The sequence below is a fragment of the Siccirubricoccus sp. G192 genome (assembly GCF_019084075.1).
Lineage (GTDB): Bacteria > Pseudomonadota > Alphaproteobacteria > Acetobacterales > Acetobacteraceae > G192.
Window position 1 is genome coordinate 4,164,769 of sequence record NZ_JAHREN010000001.1, and the last position, 17,406, is coordinate 4,182,174.

The 17,406-nt window shown below is 69.7% G+C and carries 15 protein-coding genes and 1 pseudogene; 9 read left to right on the plus strand and 7 right to left on the minus strand.

What is annotated here, in order from left to right; all coding sequences use genetic code 11:
- Window positions 1-31: 31 nt before the first annotated feature.
- Window positions 32-346 carry a hypothetical protein gene (locus tag KSF81_RS20135; RefSeq protein WP_217380477.1) on the plus strand — a complete coding sequence of 105 codons (315 nt, stop codon included), beginning with the start codon at window positions 32-34 and terminating at the stop codon, window positions 344-346.
- A gap of 226 nt (window positions 347-572) precedes the next feature.
- Entirely contained in the window at window positions 573-2,999 is a 2,427-nt protein-coding gene (lon, locus tag KSF81_RS20140; RefSeq protein ID WP_254453646.1) for an endopeptidase La, read from the plus strand.
- A 114-nt stretch (window positions 3,000-3,113) separates the two neighbouring features.
- On the opposite strand, the gene KSF81_RS20145 is transcribed toward lon, so the two are convergent.
- The 4 genes and pseudogenes from KSF81_RS20145 to KSF81_RS30130 form a co-directional block, all read right to left on the minus strand.
- Window positions 3,114-3,533, minus strand: coding sequence for a CBS domain-containing protein (locus KSF81_RS20145; RefSeq protein WP_217380479.1), 420 nt, complete (start codon window positions 3,531-3,533; stop codon window positions 3,114-3,116).
- A gap of 158 nt (window positions 3,534-3,691) precedes the next feature.
- A complete protein-coding gene (locus KSF81_RS20150) occupies window positions 3,692-4,768 on the minus strand; it encodes an NAD(P)-dependent alcohol dehydrogenase (RefSeq protein WP_254453647.1) in 1,077 nt (358 codons plus the stop codon).
- An 88-nt stretch (window positions 4,769-4,856) separates the two neighbouring features.
- Window positions 4,857-5,459: a universal stress protein gene (locus KSF81_RS20155; protein WP_254453648.1), complete on the minus strand. Its 603-nt coding sequence runs from the start codon at window positions 5,457-5,459 to the stop codon at window positions 4,857-4,859.
- Window positions 5,460-5,550: 91 nt separating this feature from the next.
- Window positions 5,551-5,718 (minus strand): annotated as a pseudogene (locus tag KSF81_RS30130) (universal stress protein); the annotation flags it as partial.
- 310 nt (window positions 5,719-6,028) lie between these two features.
- On the opposite strand from KSF81_RS30130, the gene KSF81_RS20160 reads away from it, so the two are divergent.
- The 7 genes from KSF81_RS20160 (at window position 6,029) to KSF81_RS20190 (ending at window position 13,382) form a co-directional block, all read left to right on the plus strand.
- The gene (locus KSF81_RS20160; protein WP_217380480.1) at window positions 6,029-7,021 is read left to right on the plus strand and encodes an ABC transporter permease; all 993 of its coding nucleotides are present in this window, start codon (window positions 6,029-6,031) and stop codon (window positions 7,019-7,021) included.
- On the plus strand, window positions 7,018-8,148 hold the full coding sequence (locus tag KSF81_RS20165) for an ABC transporter permease (RefSeq protein WP_217380481.1): 1,131 nt from the start codon (window positions 7,018-7,020) through the stop codon (window positions 8,146-8,148). The genes KSF81_RS20160 and KSF81_RS20165 overlap by 4 nt, the downstream gene beginning before the upstream one ends.
- Entirely contained in the window at window positions 8,141-9,142 is a 1,002-nt protein-coding gene (locus KSF81_RS20170) for an ABC transporter ATP-binding protein (RefSeq protein WP_217380482.1), read from the plus strand. Before KSF81_RS20165 ends, KSF81_RS20170 begins: the two co-directional genes overlap by 8 nt.
- Window positions 9,139-10,137: an ABC transporter ATP-binding protein gene (locus KSF81_RS20175; protein WP_217380483.1), complete on the plus strand. Its 999-nt coding sequence runs from the start codon at window positions 9,139-9,141 to the stop codon at window positions 10,135-10,137. The genes KSF81_RS20170 and KSF81_RS20175 overlap by 4 nt, the downstream gene beginning before the upstream one ends.
- A gap of 17 nt (window positions 10,138-10,154) precedes the next feature.
- Window positions 10,155-12,173, plus strand: a complete 2,019-nt coding sequence (locus tag KSF81_RS20180; protein ID WP_217380484.1) for an ABC transporter substrate-binding protein — start codon at window positions 10,155-10,157, stop codon at window positions 12,171-12,173.
- 112 nt (window positions 12,174-12,285) lie between these two features.
- Window positions 12,286-12,795, plus strand: a complete 510-nt coding sequence (locus KSF81_RS20185) for a helix-turn-helix domain-containing protein (RefSeq protein ID WP_217377316.1) — start codon at window positions 12,286-12,288, stop codon at window positions 12,793-12,795.
- Between the two features lie 35 nt (window positions 12,796-12,830).
- Window positions 12,831-13,382, plus strand: a complete 552-nt coding sequence (locus KSF81_RS20190) for a transposase (RefSeq protein WP_217377317.1) — start codon at window positions 12,831-12,833, stop codon at window positions 13,380-13,382.
- Between the two features lie 21 nt (window positions 13,383-13,403).
- Here the strand turns inward: KSF81_RS20190 and KSF81_RS20195 are convergent, their stop codons facing one another.
- The 3 genes from KSF81_RS20195 to KSF81_RS20205 are packed head-to-tail and all read right to left on the minus strand — an operon-like array spanning window position 13,404 to window position 17,301.
- Window positions 13,404-14,477, minus strand: coding sequence for an ABC transporter ATP-binding protein (locus tag KSF81_RS20195; protein ID WP_217380485.1), 1,074 nt, complete (start codon window positions 14,475-14,477; stop codon window positions 13,404-13,406).
- A gap of 1 nt (window position 14,478) precedes the next feature.
- On the minus strand, window positions 14,479-16,224 hold the full coding sequence (locus tag KSF81_RS20200; RefSeq protein ID WP_217380486.1) for an iron ABC transporter permease: 1,746 nt from the start codon (window positions 16,222-16,224) through the stop codon (window positions 14,479-14,481).
- A gap of 24 nt (window positions 16,225-16,248) precedes the next feature.
- Complete coding sequence (locus KSF81_RS20205; RefSeq protein ID WP_217380487.1) at window positions 16,249-17,301, minus strand: ABC transporter substrate-binding protein; 1,053 nt, start codon at window positions 17,299-17,301, stop codon at window positions 16,249-16,251.
- Window positions 17,302-17,406: the final 105 nt, after the last annotated feature.

Below are 17,406 nucleotides of genomic sequence, written 5' to 3' on the forward strand. Positions count from 1 at the left end.
TCTCGCCCACGGATCGAGGAGAACATGCGCCGTGGGCCGAGACGAGGCGGAATCCTGGATGTGGGCGGAAGCCTGCGAGATGCTCACCCGGGCCGAGCGCCTGCACCGCCAGTTCTTCGAGCCGCGCCGCTCGGTGTCCCGCCTGCCGGTCTGGCAGCCCCCGGTGGACGTGCTGGAGACCGAGCAGGAGGTGCTGATCCTCGTTGCCCTGCCCGGCGTGGACCCCGCCGCGGTGGAGGCCACGATCCAGGACGGCGCCTTGCAGGTGGGGGGGCCTCAGGATCCTGCCGCCGGAACTGCGCGGCGCCGCGATCCATCGCCTGGAACTGCCGCAGGGCCGGTTTGAGCGGCGCATCCCCCTGCCGCCCGGCCGCTACAGCGCGGCGGTGCGGCATTCCCTGATCAATGGCTGCCTGCTGGTCAGGCTCGACAAGACCGCCTGAGCCGTCCGGTCGCCCGGAGGCGAAGCCGGAGGGCGTGAACCGACCGGCAAGATACAAGCCGTCCGGTCGCCCGGAGGCGAAACCGGAGGGCGTGAACCGACCGGCAGGATACAAGCTCGGAGGATGCCCATGGAACCCCGCCACGACCGCCGCCTCCATGCCCCCGACCTCGGCCCCGAGCGGGGCGGCGGCGATACCACCGGCCTGCCGCCGGATGCACTGGCCATCCTGCCGGTCCGCGAGACGGTGCTGTTTCCCGGCGCGGTCCTGCCGCTCGCGGTCAACCGGCAGGGCTCGGTCGCCGCGGTGCAGCACGCGCTGCGGGATGGCCAGCAGATCGGCGTGGTGATGCAACGCGACCCGGCGGTGCCGGAGCCCGGGCTGGCGGAACTGCACCGCATGGGCACGGTGGCGAATGTCCTTCGCTGGCTCACCGCGCCGGATGGCACGCATCAGTTGATCTGCCAGGGCGTGCAGCGTTTCCGGGTGCTCGACTGGATCGAGGGCCGCCCCTTCATCGCCGCCGGCATCCACCGGATCGAGGAACCGGAGACCAGCACGCCCGAGGTCGAGGCGCGGATGCTGCACCTCAGGACCCAGGCGCTGGAGGCGCTGCAACTCCTGCCGCAGGTGCCGGAGGGCCTGGTCGAAACGGTCCGGTCGCTGGACTCAGCCGCGGCGCTCGCCGACCTCGTCGCCGCCTATCTCGACATCCCGGTGACCGGGAAGCAGGAGATCCTGGAGACGGTGGACCTGGTGGCGCGCCTCGGCCGCGTCTCCCGTGCCCTGGCGGGGCGGCTCGAAGTCCTGCGCCTGACCGCCGAGATCGGCCGGGAGACGCGCGCGAGCCTGGACCAGCGCCAGCGCGAGATTCTGCTGCGCGAGCAGATGGCGGCAATCCAGCGCCAGCTCGGCGATGAGGACGGCAAATCGGCCGAGATCAAGGATCTGGGCGAGGCGATCACCAAGGCGGAGATGCCGCAGGAGGTCGAGGCGGCCGCCCGCAAGGAGTTGCGCCGGCTGGAGCGCATGCCGGAGGCCTCGCCCGAGCACGGCATGATCCGGGCCTACCTGGACTGGCTGATCGAGCTGCCCTGGCCGCTGCCGGAGGAGAAGCCGATCGACATCGGCGAGGCGCGCCGCATCCTCGATGAGGACCATTTCGGCCTGGAGAAGGTCAAGCGCCGCATCGTCGAATACCTGGCGGTGCGCAAGCTGGCGCCACAGGGCAAGGCGCCGATCCTCTGCTTCGTCGGGCCGCCCGGCGTGGGCAAGACCTCGCTTGGCCAGTCCATCGCCCGCGCCATGGCGCGGCCCTTCGTGCGCGTCTCGCTGGGCGGGGTGCATGACGAGGCGGAGCTGCGCGGCCATCGCCGCACCTATATCGGCGCGCTGCCGGGCAATATCATCCAGGCCATCCGCAAGGCCGGCGCCCGGAATTGCGTGATGATGCTGGACGAGATCGACAAGATGGGCCGCGGCATCCAGGGCGACCCCTCCGCCGCGATGCTGGAGGTGCTGGACCCCGAGCAGAACGGTACCTTCCGCGACAACTACCTCGGCGTGCCCTTCGACCTCTCGCGCGTGGTCTTCATCGCCACCGCGAACATGCTGGACACCATCCCGGGGCCGTTGCGCGACCGGATGGAGATCATCGACCTCCCCGGCTATACCGAGGCGGAGAAGCTGCAGATCGCGCGGCGCTACCTGATGCGCCGCCAGCTCGAGGCGAATGGGCTGACGCCGGAACAGGCCACGATCGACGATGAGGCGCTGGGTGCGATCATCCGCGACTATACGCGCGAAGCCGGGGTGCGCGCGCTGGAGCGCGGGATCGGCCGCGTGCTGCGCCACGTTGCGGTCCGCATCGCCGAGGGCAGCGTGGAGCGGGTGCATATCGGCACCGGGGACCTCGCCGCCATCCTTGGCCCGCCGCGCTTCGAGAGCGAGGTGGCGATGCGCACCAGCGTGCCAGGCGTGGCCACCGGCCTCGCCTGGACCCCGGTGGGCGGCGACATCCTCTTCATCGAGGCGGCGCGCACGCCCGGCGCCGGCCGGCTCATCCTCACCGGCCAGCTCGGCGACGTGATGCGCGAGAGCGCGCAGGCGGCGCTGAGCCTGGTGAAGGGCCGCGCCGTGTCGCTGGGCATCGATCCCGCGATCTTCGAGAAATCCGACATCCACATCCACGTGCCCGCCGGCGCGACGCCCAAGGACGGGCCGAGCGCGGGCGTCGCGATGTTCACCGCCCTCGCCTCCCTGCTCACCGGCCGCACGGTGCGCAACGATACGGCGATGACGGGCGAGATCAGCCTGCGCGGCCTGGTGCTGCCGGTGGGCGGGATCAAGGAGAAGGTGGTCGCGGCGGCACGGGCCGGGCTCACCCGCGTGCTGCTCCCGGCACGCAACCGCAAGGATTACGAGGAAATCCCGGAGGATGCGCGCAACCGGCTGGAATTCATCTGGCTGGAGCGGGCCGAGGACGCCATGGCCGCGGCGCTCGACGCCGCCGGCGCCCCGGCCGGGCCGCCCTCCGCCGGGACTACGGCCGGTTAGAGCGGATCGCGGACGGAGGTGAACGTCCGGGAGCGTGAATCCGCTCTGCAAACAAGGAGCCACAGCGGATTGGCGTTCAGGAGTGAACGCAATCCACTGTAGCGCGGGCGGGCTTCAGCGCAGGATCTCGAAGAAGCCGGTTTCCTCGTCCAGCCGCGCATGTTCCCTGGCGCGGAAGTCGTAGCGCGAGACGATGCCGCAGACCTGCCCGTCGCGGCAGACCGGCAGATGGCGGATGCCGCAGTCGTCGAGCAGGCGCAACGCCTGCATCGCGTGCTGGTCCGGCGCCACGGTGACGGGGCTGCGCGTCATCACCTGGCCGAGCGGGGTCCCGGCGTCGCAACCCTCGGCCAGGCAGCGCACCGCATCGCGCCCGGTGAAGATGCCGGCGAGCCGGCCGTCCGCCTCGACGACCAGCACGGCGCCGACGCGGCGCTTGTGCATTGCGGCGCAGGCTTCGGCGACGGTCGCCTCCGGGCCCAGCGCAAGCGGGCGCTGGTCCCGGATGATCTCGGCCATGGTGCGGTCATGCATGGCGGGCCTCCTCGCGGCAGGTGCGGGAAGGACAGCCGAACCAGGCTGCCCCCGCGTTGATCCATCGCAAGCATCCGCCGTAAGCAGAGGCGCGGCAACGCCCGATCACGGCCACTTCATTGAAACGCCGGCCTCCGGCCCGGCGACTGGCTCGCCGCTCATGGCGTGATCGCCACCTTGAGGACACCGTCGCGCTGGTGGCTGAACAGGTCATAGGCCTCCTCGATCCGGTCCAGCGGGAAGCGGTGCGTCACCAGCGGCCCGAGGTCCAGCCGCCCGGCGGCGATCACCTCCATCAGCCGCCGCATCCGCTCCTTCCCGCCGGGGCAGAGCGTCGTGACGATGCGATGGTCGCCGAGGCCGGCGGCGAAGGCATCCAGCGGGATCCGCAGGTCGGTCGAATAGACGCCGAGGGAGGAAAGCGTGCCGCCCGGCCGCAGCACCCGCAGGCAAGCCTCGAAGGTCGCCTGGGTGCCGAGCGCCTCGATCGAGACATCCACGCCGCGGCCGCCGGTGATGCGGCGGATTTCCTCCACCGGATCGGCCTTCGAGAAATCCACGACATGGTCGGCGCCGAGGCGCCTGGCCATCTCCAGCCGTTCCGGCACGCGGTCCACGGCGATGATGGTGGTCGCGCCTTTCAGCTTCGCGCCGGCGGTGGCGCAGAGCCCGATCGGCCCCTGGGCGAAGACCGCGACGGCATCGCCGATGCGGATCCCGCCGCTCTCGGCGCCGCCGAAGCCGGTGGACATGATGTCCGGGCACATCAGCACCTGCTCGTCCGTCAGGCTGTCCGGCACCGGCGCCAGATTGGCCATGGCATCCGGCACCAGCACGTATTCGGCCTGGCAGCCATCGATGGTATTGCCGAACTTCCAGCCGCCCATGGGCTTCCAGCCATGCGCCGTGCCAGCGCCATCCTGCGCGCCGCAGCCGCAGAGGCAGGCATTCGACCAGCCGCTCGGCGTGATGGCGCCGGCGATCACCCGCTGGCCCTCCCGGTAGCCCCGCACCGCGGAGCCGAGGCGCTCGATCACCCCCACCGGCTCATGGCCGATGGTGAGGCCCTCCGCCACCGGGTACTCGCCCTTCAGGATATGCACGTCGGTGCCGCAGATCGTGGTGGTGGTCACGCGCATCAGGGCATCGAGCGGCCCCACCTCGGGCACCGGCTTCTCGCGGAGCTCGATCCGGCCGGGCCTGACGAAAGCGGCTGCCTTCATGGTCCGTGGCATGGCGTCCTCCTTCCTGTCCCCGGGGAACAGAGCCGAAGGCATGGGGGCCCGCATTGATCCGCCGCAATCCGGCCCCGCCGGCCGTGCCTCAATGCGACATGAGCACGGGAACCGTCATCTGCCGCAGCAGGGTCCGGGTCACGCCGCCCAGGACCATCTCGCGGAACCGCGAGTGGCCATAGGCGCCCACGACCAGGAGATCGGCCGAGAGGTCGGCGGCCTGGTTCAGGAGCATGTCGCCGGCATCGAGCCCGGGCGCGACCGCATGCTGGACCTCCGCCTTGAGCCCGTGGCGCGCGAAGTGGAGGGCGATATCGGAACCTGGCTCCGCGCTCTCCGCTGCATCGCCATACCCGTCCTGGTCGCGGCGGAAGTTGACGGCGAGCACCGTCACGACCTCCGCATCCGCCATCAGGGGCAGTGCATCATTCGCCGCGCGCGCCGCCTCGCGGCTCGCGTTCCAGCCGAGGAGCACCCTGCGGCCCACCGTCTCGAAGCGGCCGGCATGGGGCACCACCAGGACCGGCCGGCCGGAGGAGAACAGCGCCCGCTCCAGCACCGGCCCGGCGAAGGGCGGGCCGCCATCCGGGTCTTCCTGCCCGACCACCAGCAGGTCGGCGCAGCGGGCATGCAGCGTCACCTGCTCGGCGGTCATGCCCTCGACCAGGCGCCACTCCCCCCCTGATGCCATCAAGCCGCAGGCGCTCGCGGAAGGTCGCCTCCAGCTTGGCCGCGGCGGCGAGCGCCTCCCCCCGCATCTGGCCGAGCAGCTCGGCGACCGCCACCCCGCCGCTCGCATCCCCTGCCATGATCGCCGGCAGCATGACATCGACCACGTGCAGGGCGGTGAGATGCGCGTCGTGCCGCCGGGCGAGGCCGGCGGCCAACCGGAGCCGGGCTTCCGCCTGTGGCGTCGCATCGAGATGAACAAGGATGTCCCTGAGCTGCATCTTTTCCTCCCACTGGCCACGGGTGCGGCTGCCCGATGCTCTCCGGCGCCTGTCGAACCCGCTTTGCGAAGCCTAGGCCCCCGCGGCGCAGGCACCTTGATCCGCATCAACACAAAGGCAGGAGCAGCATGATGCGACCATTGCCGAACCGTGCAGGCCGCAAGGGTGCTCCGGCCAAGGAACCGGCCCGACATGCCGGCTTGCCCGCCGCACCAACCCACGGTCTAATCCTTCCGAAGGTCCGCCGCCGAGCGAGGCCACCGGGGGGAAACGACACCGTGACGCTGCCAGGCGCCTGCAGCAGGCCCGCATGCTGATCTATCTCCTGCGCCGGCTGGGCCTGGCGCTGGTCACCTGCGTCTTCATCTCCGTCGTGGCCTTCGTCATCATCCGGCTGCCGCCGGGCGATTTCGTCGATGCCTTCATCGCCAACCTCGCCGCAAGCGGCAGCAGCGTCTCGGCGGAGCAGGCGGAGGCGATGCGCCGCGACTACGGCCTCGATCAGCCCGTGCTGATACAGTATGTCCGCTGGGTCGGGCGCGTGCTGCATGGCGATTTCGGCGTCTCCATGGTCTGGCGCCGGCCCGTCACGGAGGTGATCGGCGACCGGCTCTGGCTCACCATGGTGGTGTCGCTGGCGGCGCTGTTCCTCACCTGGACCATTGCGCTGCCGATCGGCATCTATTCCGCGGTGCGGCAATATTCCCTGGGCGACTACTTCTTCACCACGCTCGGCTTCATCGGGCTCGCGGTGCCGAATTTCCTGCTGGCGCTGATCCTGATGTATCTCGGCTTCCGCTATCTCGGGCTGAATGTCGGCGGGCTGTTCTCGGCCGAATACGTGCAGGCACCCTGGAGCCTGGCGCGGGTCTGGGATCTGACGAAGCACCTGCCGTTGCCGGCCGCGGTGCTGGCCCTGGCCGGCACGGCGCAGCTCATCCGCATCATGCGCGCCAATCTGCTGGACGAGCTCCGCAAGCCCTATGTGGTCACGGCCCGCGCCAAGGGGCTCACCGAGCGGCGGGCGATCCTGAAATACCCGGTGCGGGCGGCGCTCAATCCCTTCGCGAGTTCCATCGCCTACCTGTTTCCCTATCTGGTTTCGGGCAGCATCATCGTCTCGCTCGTGCTGGGGCTGCCGACGGTGGGGCCGCTGCTGCTGCAAGCGCTGGTGGCGCAGGACATGTTCCTGGCCGGCGCCATCGTGCTGCTGCTCGGCGTCATGACGGTGGTCGGCACCCTGGTCTCCGACCTGCTGCTGATGTGGATCGACCCGCGCATCCGGCTGGAGGGAGGCGCATGAGCGCGACCACCATCGCGGCCCTTCCCGATGGCGCGGTGGCCGAGGCGCGCTTCGCCCAGGCGACCCAGTTGCAGCTCACCTGGTGGCGCTTCCGCCGGCACAAGCTGGCGATGGTGAGCCTGGTGGTGGTGGCGCTGTTCTACAGCGTCGCCGTCTTCGCCGATTTCCTGGCCACCAGCGACCCGCATGCCACCGACGCCCGGCGCAGCTTCATCCCGCCCCAGGGCATCCATCTTTTCGACGACAGCGGCTTCAACCCGCATGTCTATGGGCTGCGCGGGGTGCGCGACCCGCGCAGCTTCAAGCTGGCCTATACGCCGGATCCGGCGCGCAAGCTGCCGGTGCGGCTCTTCGCGCAGGGCTACAGCTATCACCTCTTCGGCCTGTTCGAGACCGATATCCACCTGCTCGGGCTGGAGGGTGGCGCCCGCACCGATGGCATCTTCCTGCTGGGCACCGACCAGCTCGGGCGCGACCTCTTCTCCCGCATGATGGTGGCGACGCGGGTCTCGCTCTCCATCGGGCTGGCCGGGGTGGCGCTCAGCCTGCTGCTCGGCGTGCTGCTCGGCGGCATCTCCGGGCTCTATGGCGGCTGGGTGGATACGCTGATCCAGCGGGTGATCGAGGTGCTGCGCTCCATCCCCACCATCCCGCTCTGGATGGGCCTGGCGGCGGCGCTGCCGAATACCTGGAGCGTGACGCAGGTCTATCTCGCCATCACCGTCATCATCTCGCTGATCGGCTGGACCGAGCTGGCGCGCGTGGTCCGCGGCCGCTTCCTGTCGCTCCGGGAGGAGGATTTCGTGGTGGCGGCGGAACTGGCCGGGGCCAGCCAGATGCGGATCATCTTCCGGCACATGCTGCCCTCCTTCGCCAGCCATGTCATCGCCGCGGTCAGCCTGGCGCTGCCGGCGATGATCGTGAGCGAGACCTCGCTCAGCTTCCTCGGGCTTGGCCTGCGGCCCCCGGCGGTGAGCTGGGGCATCCTGTTGCAGGATGCGCAGAACATCCAGGTGCTGTCCGGTGCGCCCTGGCTGCTCTCGGCCGCCGTTCCGGTGACGCTGGTGATCCTGGCCTTCAACTTCCTCGGCGATGGGCTGCGCGATGCGGCGGACCCCTATGGTTGAGCGGACCTCCCTCTCCATCCGCGACCTCGCCGTGCAGTTCGAGAGCGAGCAGGGCGTGGTGCGGGCGCTGGATGGCGTTAGCTTCGACCTCCAGGCCGGCCGCACCCTCGGCATCGTCGGCGAGAGCGGCTGCGGCAAGAGCGTAACGGCGCGCTCCATCCTGCGCCTGGTGGACCGGCCCGGGCGCATCACCGGTGGCCGCATCCTGCTCGACCCCGGCACCCCGGCCCAGGCCGACCTCGTGGCGCTGAACCCGGACTCCCGGCAGATGCGCGCGGTGCGCGGCGGCCGGATCGGCCTCATCTTCCAGGAGCCGATGACGGCGCTGAGCGTCCATTACACCGTCGGCAACCAGATCATGGAGGCGGTGCTGCAGCACAGCGGCGCCTCGCCGCAGGAAGCACGCGCGCGGGCGATCGAACTCTTGCGGGAAGTCGGTATCCCACGCCCGGAGCTGCGGCTGGACTCCTATCCCTTCGAGCTCAGCGGCGGGCTGCGCCAGCGCGTCGGCATCGCCATGGCGCTGGCCGGCGACCCTGACATCGTCATCGCCGATGAGCCGACCACGGCGCTCGATGTCACCACCCAGGCGCAGATCCTGGCGCTGCTGCGCGGCTTGCAGGAGCGGAAGCGCATCGCGCTCATGCTCATCACCCACGACATGGGGGTGATCGCGGAAATGGCCGATGACGTGGCGGTGATGTATCTCGGCCGCATCGTGGGATTCGCGCCGGTCATGGAATTGTTCAAGGCGCCCCGCCACCCCTATACCCGCGCCCTGCTGCGCGCCGTGCCGAGCATCCTGGCGGCGCCGCGCCAGCGCCTCTCCACCATCGGCGGCGCCGTGCCGCATCCCGGCCTCCGCCCCACCGGCTGCGCCTTCCACCCTCGCTGCACCGAGGCGCTGGAAGGTCGCTGCGCGCGGGAGGCGCCGCCGCCCATCCCGCCGGGCCAGGCCGGCGCAAGCTGCTTCCTGGCGGAGGCCGTTGCATGAACGTGCTGGAGGTCGAGGACCTGCGGAAGCATTTCCCGATCCGCGCCGGGCTGCTGCGGCGCGAGGTCGGGCGGGTGCGCGCGGTGGATGGCGTCAGCTTCCAGATCGCCGCCGGCGAGACCCTGGCGCTGGTGGGCGAGAGCGGCTGCGGCAAGACCACCGTCTCCCGCTGCATCCTGCGGGCGCAGCGCGCCACCTCCGGCGCCATCCGCTTCGCGCCGGAAGCGGGGCGCGTGGTGGACCTCGCCAGCCTGCCGAAGCGGGAGTTGCGGCCGCTCCGGCGGCACATGCAGATGATCTTCCAGGACCCCTATTCCTCGCTCAATCCACGCATGATGGTGGGCGATATCATCGCCGAGCCCCTGAAGGTGAACGGCGTGCCGGCGGCCGAGCGCCAGGCGCGGGTGCTGGAACTGCTGGAACTGGTGCAGATGCCGCCCGGCGCCCGCACCCGCTTCCCGCATGCCTTCAGCGGCGGCCAGCGGCAGCGCATCGGCATCGCCCGGGCGCTGGCGCTCAATCCGCGGCTGGTGGTGGCGGATGAGCCGGTCTCCGCGCTGGATGTCTCGGTGCAGGCGCAGATCATCAACCTGCTGCTGGACCTGCAGGACCGGCTTGGCCTTTCCATGCTGTTCGTGGCGCATGACCTCAGCGTGGTGCGGCATGTCAGCGACCGCGTGGCGGTGATGTATGTCGGCCGCATCGTGGAGGTGGCGCCGACCGATGCGCTGTATCGCACACCGCGCCACCCCTATACCGAAACCCTGCTGGCCGCGGTGCCGGCGCCGGACCCGGCGCGGCGCGGCCGCCGCATCGCCGTCACCGGCGAGGTCGCCGACCCTGCCCACCCGCCGCCCGGCTGCGCTTTCCATCCGCGCTGCCCGCATGCGGTGGAACGCTGCCGGACGGAGCGGCCGGAATTGACGGAAGCCGGCGCAGGACGCTGGGTGAGCTGCCATCGGGCGGCGGAGCTTGATCTCATGGGTGTGCGTTAGAAAGCAGGGAGGAAGCCATGCGCCGCAGGGAGCTTGGGATCGTGATGCTGGCCGGCTGGGCCGGCGCCGCCGCGGCGCAGTCCGGCGGATTCGAGCAATCCGGCCTGGTGGGCAAGCTGGAGGGCCCGACCCTCATCACGGATGCGGCGCGCTTCCCGAAGCAGTTCCGCGAGGCGCCGATGCTCGCCGAACAGGTGCGCGCCGGCCGATTGCCACCGGTGGAGCAGCGGCTGCCGCAGGACCTGATGGTGGTGCAGCCGCTGCGCAGCATCGGCAAATATGGCGGCACCTGGCGGCGCGGCTTCATCGGCCCCGGCGACAGCGAGAACGGCAACCGCCTGATGTCCGCCGACAAGCCGCTCTTCTTCGACGAGACCGGCACGAAGCTCATGCCCTGCCTGGCGAAGGGCTGGGAGGTCAGCGAGGATGGCCGGCGCACCACCCTGCATCTGCGGCGCGGGTTGCGCTGGTCGGACGGCACGCCCTGCACCGCGGATGACTGGCTGTTCTGGTTCAACGACATCTACAGCAACAAGGACCTGGTGCCCGCCCCGGCGGCGGAGCTTGCCGCGAACGGCAAGCCCGGCCGCATGGTGAAGGTGGATGACGCGACCATCGCCTTCGAATTCGAGGAACCCTATTTCCTTTTCCCGAACCTCCTCGCCGGCGACACGCTGATCGGCGGCGGCCAGACGCGGCAGCAATCGGATGGCCGCAGCTACGCGCTTTATGCGCCGGCGCATTACCTGAAGCAGTTCCTGCCGAAGAACGCTTCGGTGGAGGCGTTGAATGCCCAGGCCCGCGCCGCCGGCTTCGGCAATTGGGTGCAGCTCTTCCAGTACAAATCCGACTGGCGGCTGAACCGGGAGCTGCCGACGCTCTCCGCCTGGCGCATGGTGCAGCCGATCAATACCCAGCTCTGGGTGCTGGAACGCAACCCCTTCTATTACGCGGTGGATACCGAGGGGAATCAGCTTCCCTATATCGACCGCATCCAGATGACCCTGGCGGAGAATCCGGAGGTGGTGAACCTCCGCGCCATCGCCGGCGAATATGACTACCAGGAGCGCTTCATCGACCTCGGCAAGCTGCCGGTCATCATCGAGAACCAGGAGCGCAGCCGCTACAGGGTGCATCTCGACCTCGGCTTCAACGGCGCCGATTCCGTGCTGTTCCCGACCCTGACCTATACCGAGGACCGGGAGATCGGCCAGTGGCTCGGCAACGCGCAGTTCCGCCGGGCGCTGGCGCTGGGCATCGACCGGGAGCAGTTGAACGAGGCCTTCTGGCTCGGCCTCGGCACGCCGGGCTCGGTGATCCCGGCCGATGCCCTGCCGGAAAGCCCGGGCGGCGAATGGCGGCAGCGCTGGTCCAACCATGACCCGGCGCAGGCGAGCCGCATGCTCGATGCGCTCGGCCTGAACCGCAAGGACCGTGACGGCTACCGGCTGCGGCGCGACAACGGGCAGCGGCTGCGCTTCGAGATCGTGGTGGCGCAGACCCTCTCGCCCACCTGGCCGCAGCAGGCCGAGATGATCGTGCAACATTGGCGCCAGATCGGCATCGCCGCCGATGTGAAGGTGCTGGAACGCAGCCTGGCGCTGACGCGCGCCCGCAACGACCAGAACCAGTTCCTGCTCTGGACCAACAACGGCACGGAAAGCCTCTACCTCTATCCGCGCTATACCCTGCCGGTTGACCCGACAGCGGGCGTCATGGGCAATGCCTATGCGCTGTGGTTCGCCTCCGGCGGCGCCCGCGGCACCAAGCCGGAGGAGCCGGAGATGCTGCGCGCCTTCGAGCTGATGCGCGCCGCGACCGGACAGCGCGAGGAGGAGCGCAACAGGACCGCGCAGGAGATCTGGAAGCTGGCGGTGGAGCAGCAATGGGGGATCGGCCTGGTGGGCCTCTCCCCGGCCTTCATGGGCGTGCGCGTGGTGAGCGAGAAGCTGGAGAACGTGCCGGCGCGCACCGGCATCTCGCAGCATATCCGCACGCCATGGGGCGCGCATCCGGAGCAGTGGTACTTCAAATAGGCAGGGCGCCCACGGCGGATCGCGTTCATGCCTGAACGCCCATCCGCCGTGGGCGCTAAGTAGGTAGCCAAAAGTTTTCGACCAGTCTGATCTTGCTGGCACACTGGCTGGCATGCGTGGACATGCAAAGCGTGAGGTGCAGCGGTTTTTTCCGGCCGATCGGCGCCGCCTTGAGCGTGTGTTATCGGTGGCGCGCGAGGCACGGTTGTACCGCCGGGTCGAGGCGGTGCTGCTGGTCGCTGAAGGACAGCCAATCAGTGAGGTGGCCCGGCACGTGCGCGCCACACGGTTCAGTGTTCGCGGGTGGCTCGAACGCTACCTGGCGGCCCATGATGCCGCCGCCCTGGCGGACCGCCCGCGCCCCGGGCGACCGCACTCGGCCCCGCGGCTCACTCCGTGCCGCCTGGCGGCGGCCCTGGCACGCGACCCGCGCGGCTGCGGCTATCAGGCGACGAGTTGGACGGTGCCTCTGCTCAGGCAGTATCTGCACCGACGTCACGGCATCACGGTCGGCGCCCGAACGCTGCGCCGCCGCCTGCATGAGGCGAACTACCGCTGGAAGCGGCCCCGCTACGTCTACGTCGGACGGGCAGTACATCTGGCCCAGAAAAAAGGGGAATAATCCGGCGCCTGCGCGCTGGCTGGCGCGCCGGCGACGTGCTGCTGTGCTGCGACTGGACATTGCTGCGGCTGTTTCCCCCGCTGCGCGCGGCCTGGGCTCTCAAGGGCACGCAGGCCACCGTGCCGATCACCGGCGCGAACGCCAAGCGAGTGCTGTTCGGCGCGATCGACCTGCGGACCGCGCACCGGGTCGTGCTCGTCCGTCCGCGTGCCGGCGCTGCCGATGCGCAGGTCTTCTTGCGCGAGGTGCGACGCCGCTACCGCGCCGCCGGCACGATTTGGCTCCTGGCCGACCGGGCCAGCGCACACACCGCCGCGCGCACCCAGATGCTGGCCGCGGCGCTTGGCATCCGGTTCCTTTGGCTGCCCAAGCAGGCTCCGGAACTGAACGCCATGGACCAACTCTGGCGCGAACTGAAGCGGCTCATCGCCGCCAATCGGCAGGCCACCTCGGTGAATGCTCTGGCCAGCGATGCCGCAGACTGGGTGCTGGGACTGACACCCCAGCAGGCGTGCCGCAAGGCCGGGATGGCTTCAAAGCACTTCTGGCTCAGGAACCTGATAGAAGACTTTTGGCCACCTACTTAGCCTATAGGGAAGAGACCCACCCTACTCGACCAGCGCCATCTGCTCCGGGTCGAATCCCAGCCAGACCGGCGCGCCGACCTCATGCACCTGGGAGGGCGGCGCGGCGACGCGGAGCTGTTGCTCGCCCTCCGCCACCCGCACCTGGTAGTCCCAGGCCTCGCCGAGATAGACCCGCCCGGCGATGCCGCCCGGCAGCACCAGCCTGCCATCCGCAGTGCCCGGGGGCGCGCGATGGAGGCGCACGCTTTGCGGCCGCACCGAGAGCAGGACCGGCCCCTGCCGCGCCTCGGCGATCCCGGCCACCCCCTCCCCCCTGAGCGCGAAGCCTGCCAGGCCGATCTCATCGCCTCGCAATTGCGCATCCAGCAGGTTGGTGCGGCCGACGAAGCCGGCCACGAAGCGGGTGCGCGGCCGCGTATAGAGCATATGCGGCGCATCCACCTGCTCGATCCGCCCGGCATTCATCACCGCGATCCGGTCCGAGGTCGCCATGGCCTCCGCCTGGTCATGGGTGACATAGACGGTGGTGATGCGGAACTCGTCGTGCAGGCGGCGGATCTCGAAGCGCATTTCCTCGCGGAGATTGGCGTCGAGGTTGGACAGCGGCTCATCCAGCAGCAGCACCGCCGGCTTCACCACGATGGCGCGGGCCAGGGCCACGCGCTGCTGCTGGCCGCCCGAAAGCTCGGCCGGGTAGCGGCCGGCGAGGTGCCCCATCTGGACCACATCCAGGATCTCGCGGACCCGCCGCTTCACCTCCGCCGCGGGCAGCTTGCGCAGCTTCAGGCCGAAGCCGACATTCTCCGCCACCGTCATGTTCGGCCAGATCGCATAGCTCTGGAAGATCATGGACATGCGGCGGCGCTCCGGCGGCAGCACGGAGCCCGGCGAGGAGATCCGCTCGCCATCCAGCTCGATGCTGCCGGCATTCGGCTCGATGAAGCCGGCGATCATCCGCAGCGTGGTGGTCTTGCCGCAGCCGGAGGGGCCGAGCAGGGAGATGAACTCCCCCTGCTCCAGCGCCAGGTCGATGCCGTCCACGACGGTGAGGGTGCCGAAGGCCTTGGTCAGGCCACGGAGCTGAAGGCGGGACATGTCAGGTTCTCCGCAGCATGAAATCGCGTCCGACCAGCTTCATCCCGATGCCGACGAACACCATGGTGATGACCAGCAGGATGCCGCCGAAGGCCGCCAGCACCTCGAAATTGCCGGCCTCGCTCAAATCATAGAGCAGCACGGACATGGTCCGGGTCCGCGGCCCCACCAGGAAGACCGCGGCCGACAATTCGCGCGAGGCGACGATGAAGACGATCAGCCAGCCGCCGAGCAGCGCCTTCTTCACCAGCGGCGCGGTGACGTGCCGGATGGCATGCAGCCGACCGCTGCCGAGGATGCGCGCCGCCTCCTCCATCTCGGGATGCACCGCGCGCATCGCGGCGGTGGAATTGGCATAGGCGATCGGCAGGAAGCGCGCGGTGAAGGCCAGGATGATCAGCGTCGCCGTACCATAGAGCGCCAGCGGCGGCGGCGCATAGGCCGCATAGAAGCCGATCGCCATGACGATGCCCGGGATCACGAAGGGCGCCATGGCCAGGAAGCCCAGCGCCTCGCCGAAGGGCACCAGCTTGCGGGCGACGATATAGGCGATCAGCAGCGCCAGCCCCACCGCCAGGGTCGCCGCGACCCCCGAGAACCAGATGGTGTTCCAGACCGAGGTCAGCGCCATCTCATGCTCGAAGAGCAGCAGGCGGTAATCCCTGAGCGTCAGGTTGTCGAGCGTGAGGCCCCGCCCCCAGGCCTTGGCGAAGGACGCCTGGATCAGCACCAGCAGCGGCAGCGCCACCGCGAAGAGCCCGACCCCCGCGCACCAGCCGAACAGCAGCCAGCGCCAGGGACCGAGGCGGATCGGCCGCCGCTCGCCGCCCTTGCCGGTCTGCGAGACGAAGCCCTTGCGCGACAGCACCAGCCGCTGCGCCGCGATCAGCCCCACCGTGATGAGCAGCAGCGGCATGGCATAGGCCGCCGCCACCTCCACGCGCACCGGATATTCGAAGAACTGCCAGAGCTGGGTGGTCACCACATTGATGCGGGCCGGGATGCCGATGATGGCCGGCGTGCCGAACAGTGCGATGGTTTCCAGGAAGACCAGGATGAAGCCGCCCAGGATCGAGGGCCAGACCAGCGGCAGCGACACCTTGCGCATCGCGGTCCAGGTGCCGGCGCCGAGGATGTTCGCCGCATCCTCCATCTCGGAGGAGACCAGGTCGAGCGCCGATTTCACGAAGATGAAGACCAGCGGGAAGGAATGCAGCGCGATGACCAGCGCCAGGCCGGCGAAGCTGTAGACATCGAAGAGCGGGTCCTCCGCCCCCGTCGCCCAGCGCCAGGCCAGGTTCAGGAAGCCGGAATTCGGCCCCGCCAGCAGGATCCAGCCCACCGCGCCGAGATAGGGCGGCATGACGAAGGCGGCCAGCACCACCGCCCAGGTGAAGCCCTTGCCCGGCATGTCGGTGCGCGACACCGCCCAGGCCATCGGCACCGCCAGCACCACCGCGATGGTCGCGGTGATGAGGCCGAGGGTCAGCGAGTTCAGCAGCGCCTCGACATAGCGGGCGCGGCCATAGGCGGTGCCGTAATTCGCTAGGGTGAAGGCGCCGCTGCCCTGGGTCTCGAAACTGACAGCCAGCAGCTTCAGCAGCGGGAAGGCGACCAGGAACAGCAGCGCCGCGATCAGCACCGCCCAGAGCAGCGTCACCGGCTCGACATGCCGCAGCCGGCCGAACCAGGTGGTCCGGCGGGCGGCGGGTCCGGGTTCCCGCAGGGCGATAGTGGTATCCGGCATCGTCTGGCGTCCTGCGGCTGGGGATCAGATGCCGAAAGTGTCGCGCCAGAGCTCGCGCACTTCCGGCACGCCCTTCTCGGCCTCCTCCTGGGTCGGCGCGAGCAGGGTGATCTGGTCGAGCGGCCGCGATCCTTCCGGAGGCGGTACATCCGGCCGCAGGGACTCGCCATAGAGCAGCCGCACCGTCTGCGACAGGTAGGGCCCGGTGGTGAATTCCATGAAGAGCTTGGCGGCATTCGGATGCGGCGCGTTCCGCAGGATGGCGGAGGGCGAGATGGTCGCCAGCACCCCCTCGGTCGGATAGATCAGCCGCAACGGATTGCCGCGCTCGATGCTGAGCAGGGTCGAGCCCGAGGGCACCGCGACGCCCACCGACCGCTCCCCGGCATTCAGCACCGTCACCGGGTCGATGGAGGAGCGGCCGATCAGCGGCCGGTTGCGCTCCAGCCGCTTGAAGTAGTCCCAGCCGTACATCTTCCGCATCTGCACCGCCCAGATGCCGATCGCCCCGCTGAAACCGGGATGGCCGACCGCGAGCTGGTTGCGCCATTTCGGGTCGAGCACATCGGTCCAGCTCTTCGGCGCCTCCGCCTCGCTGACCTTCCGCGTATTATGGGCGAGCAGGTAGAGGCCGATGAAGCTCGACTGGTAGGTGTCATCCGGGTCGGCATGGCGCAGCGCCGGCAGCAGCCCATCGGCATTCACGGGGCGGTATTTCAGCAGGCGCCCTTCCCGCTTCAGCAGGCTGTAATGGCCGAAATCCGTGGAGCTGAAGACGTCGCATTGCGCGACACCCGCCCGGTTGTCCTGCGACAGCCGCTGGAAGGCCACCTGCGAAGTGCTGCGGACGACGTTGCAGCGGACCCCCGGATAACGCTCGCCGAAGGCGCGGCCGACCGCTTCCGATCCCTCGGCGCTGTACTGGCCGGAATACCAGGTGATCTCGCCCTCGCGCCGCGCCGCCTCATGCAGTTCGCGCTCATGCGGCGGCATCTCCTGGGCGCCGGCGGCGCCCGTGCCCATCGCAGCCATGGCCGCGGCCATCGCCGCGAGCTGGCGCCTGGTGATCATCTGCATTCCCGGAGTCCTCCCTTGATCCTGCATTCTTGCCCGGGGCGGCACCCGGCCTCGCCGGCCGCGCCGCTCGTCAGGGTCCATGGGGAGGCGTCGCCTCGGCCGCCG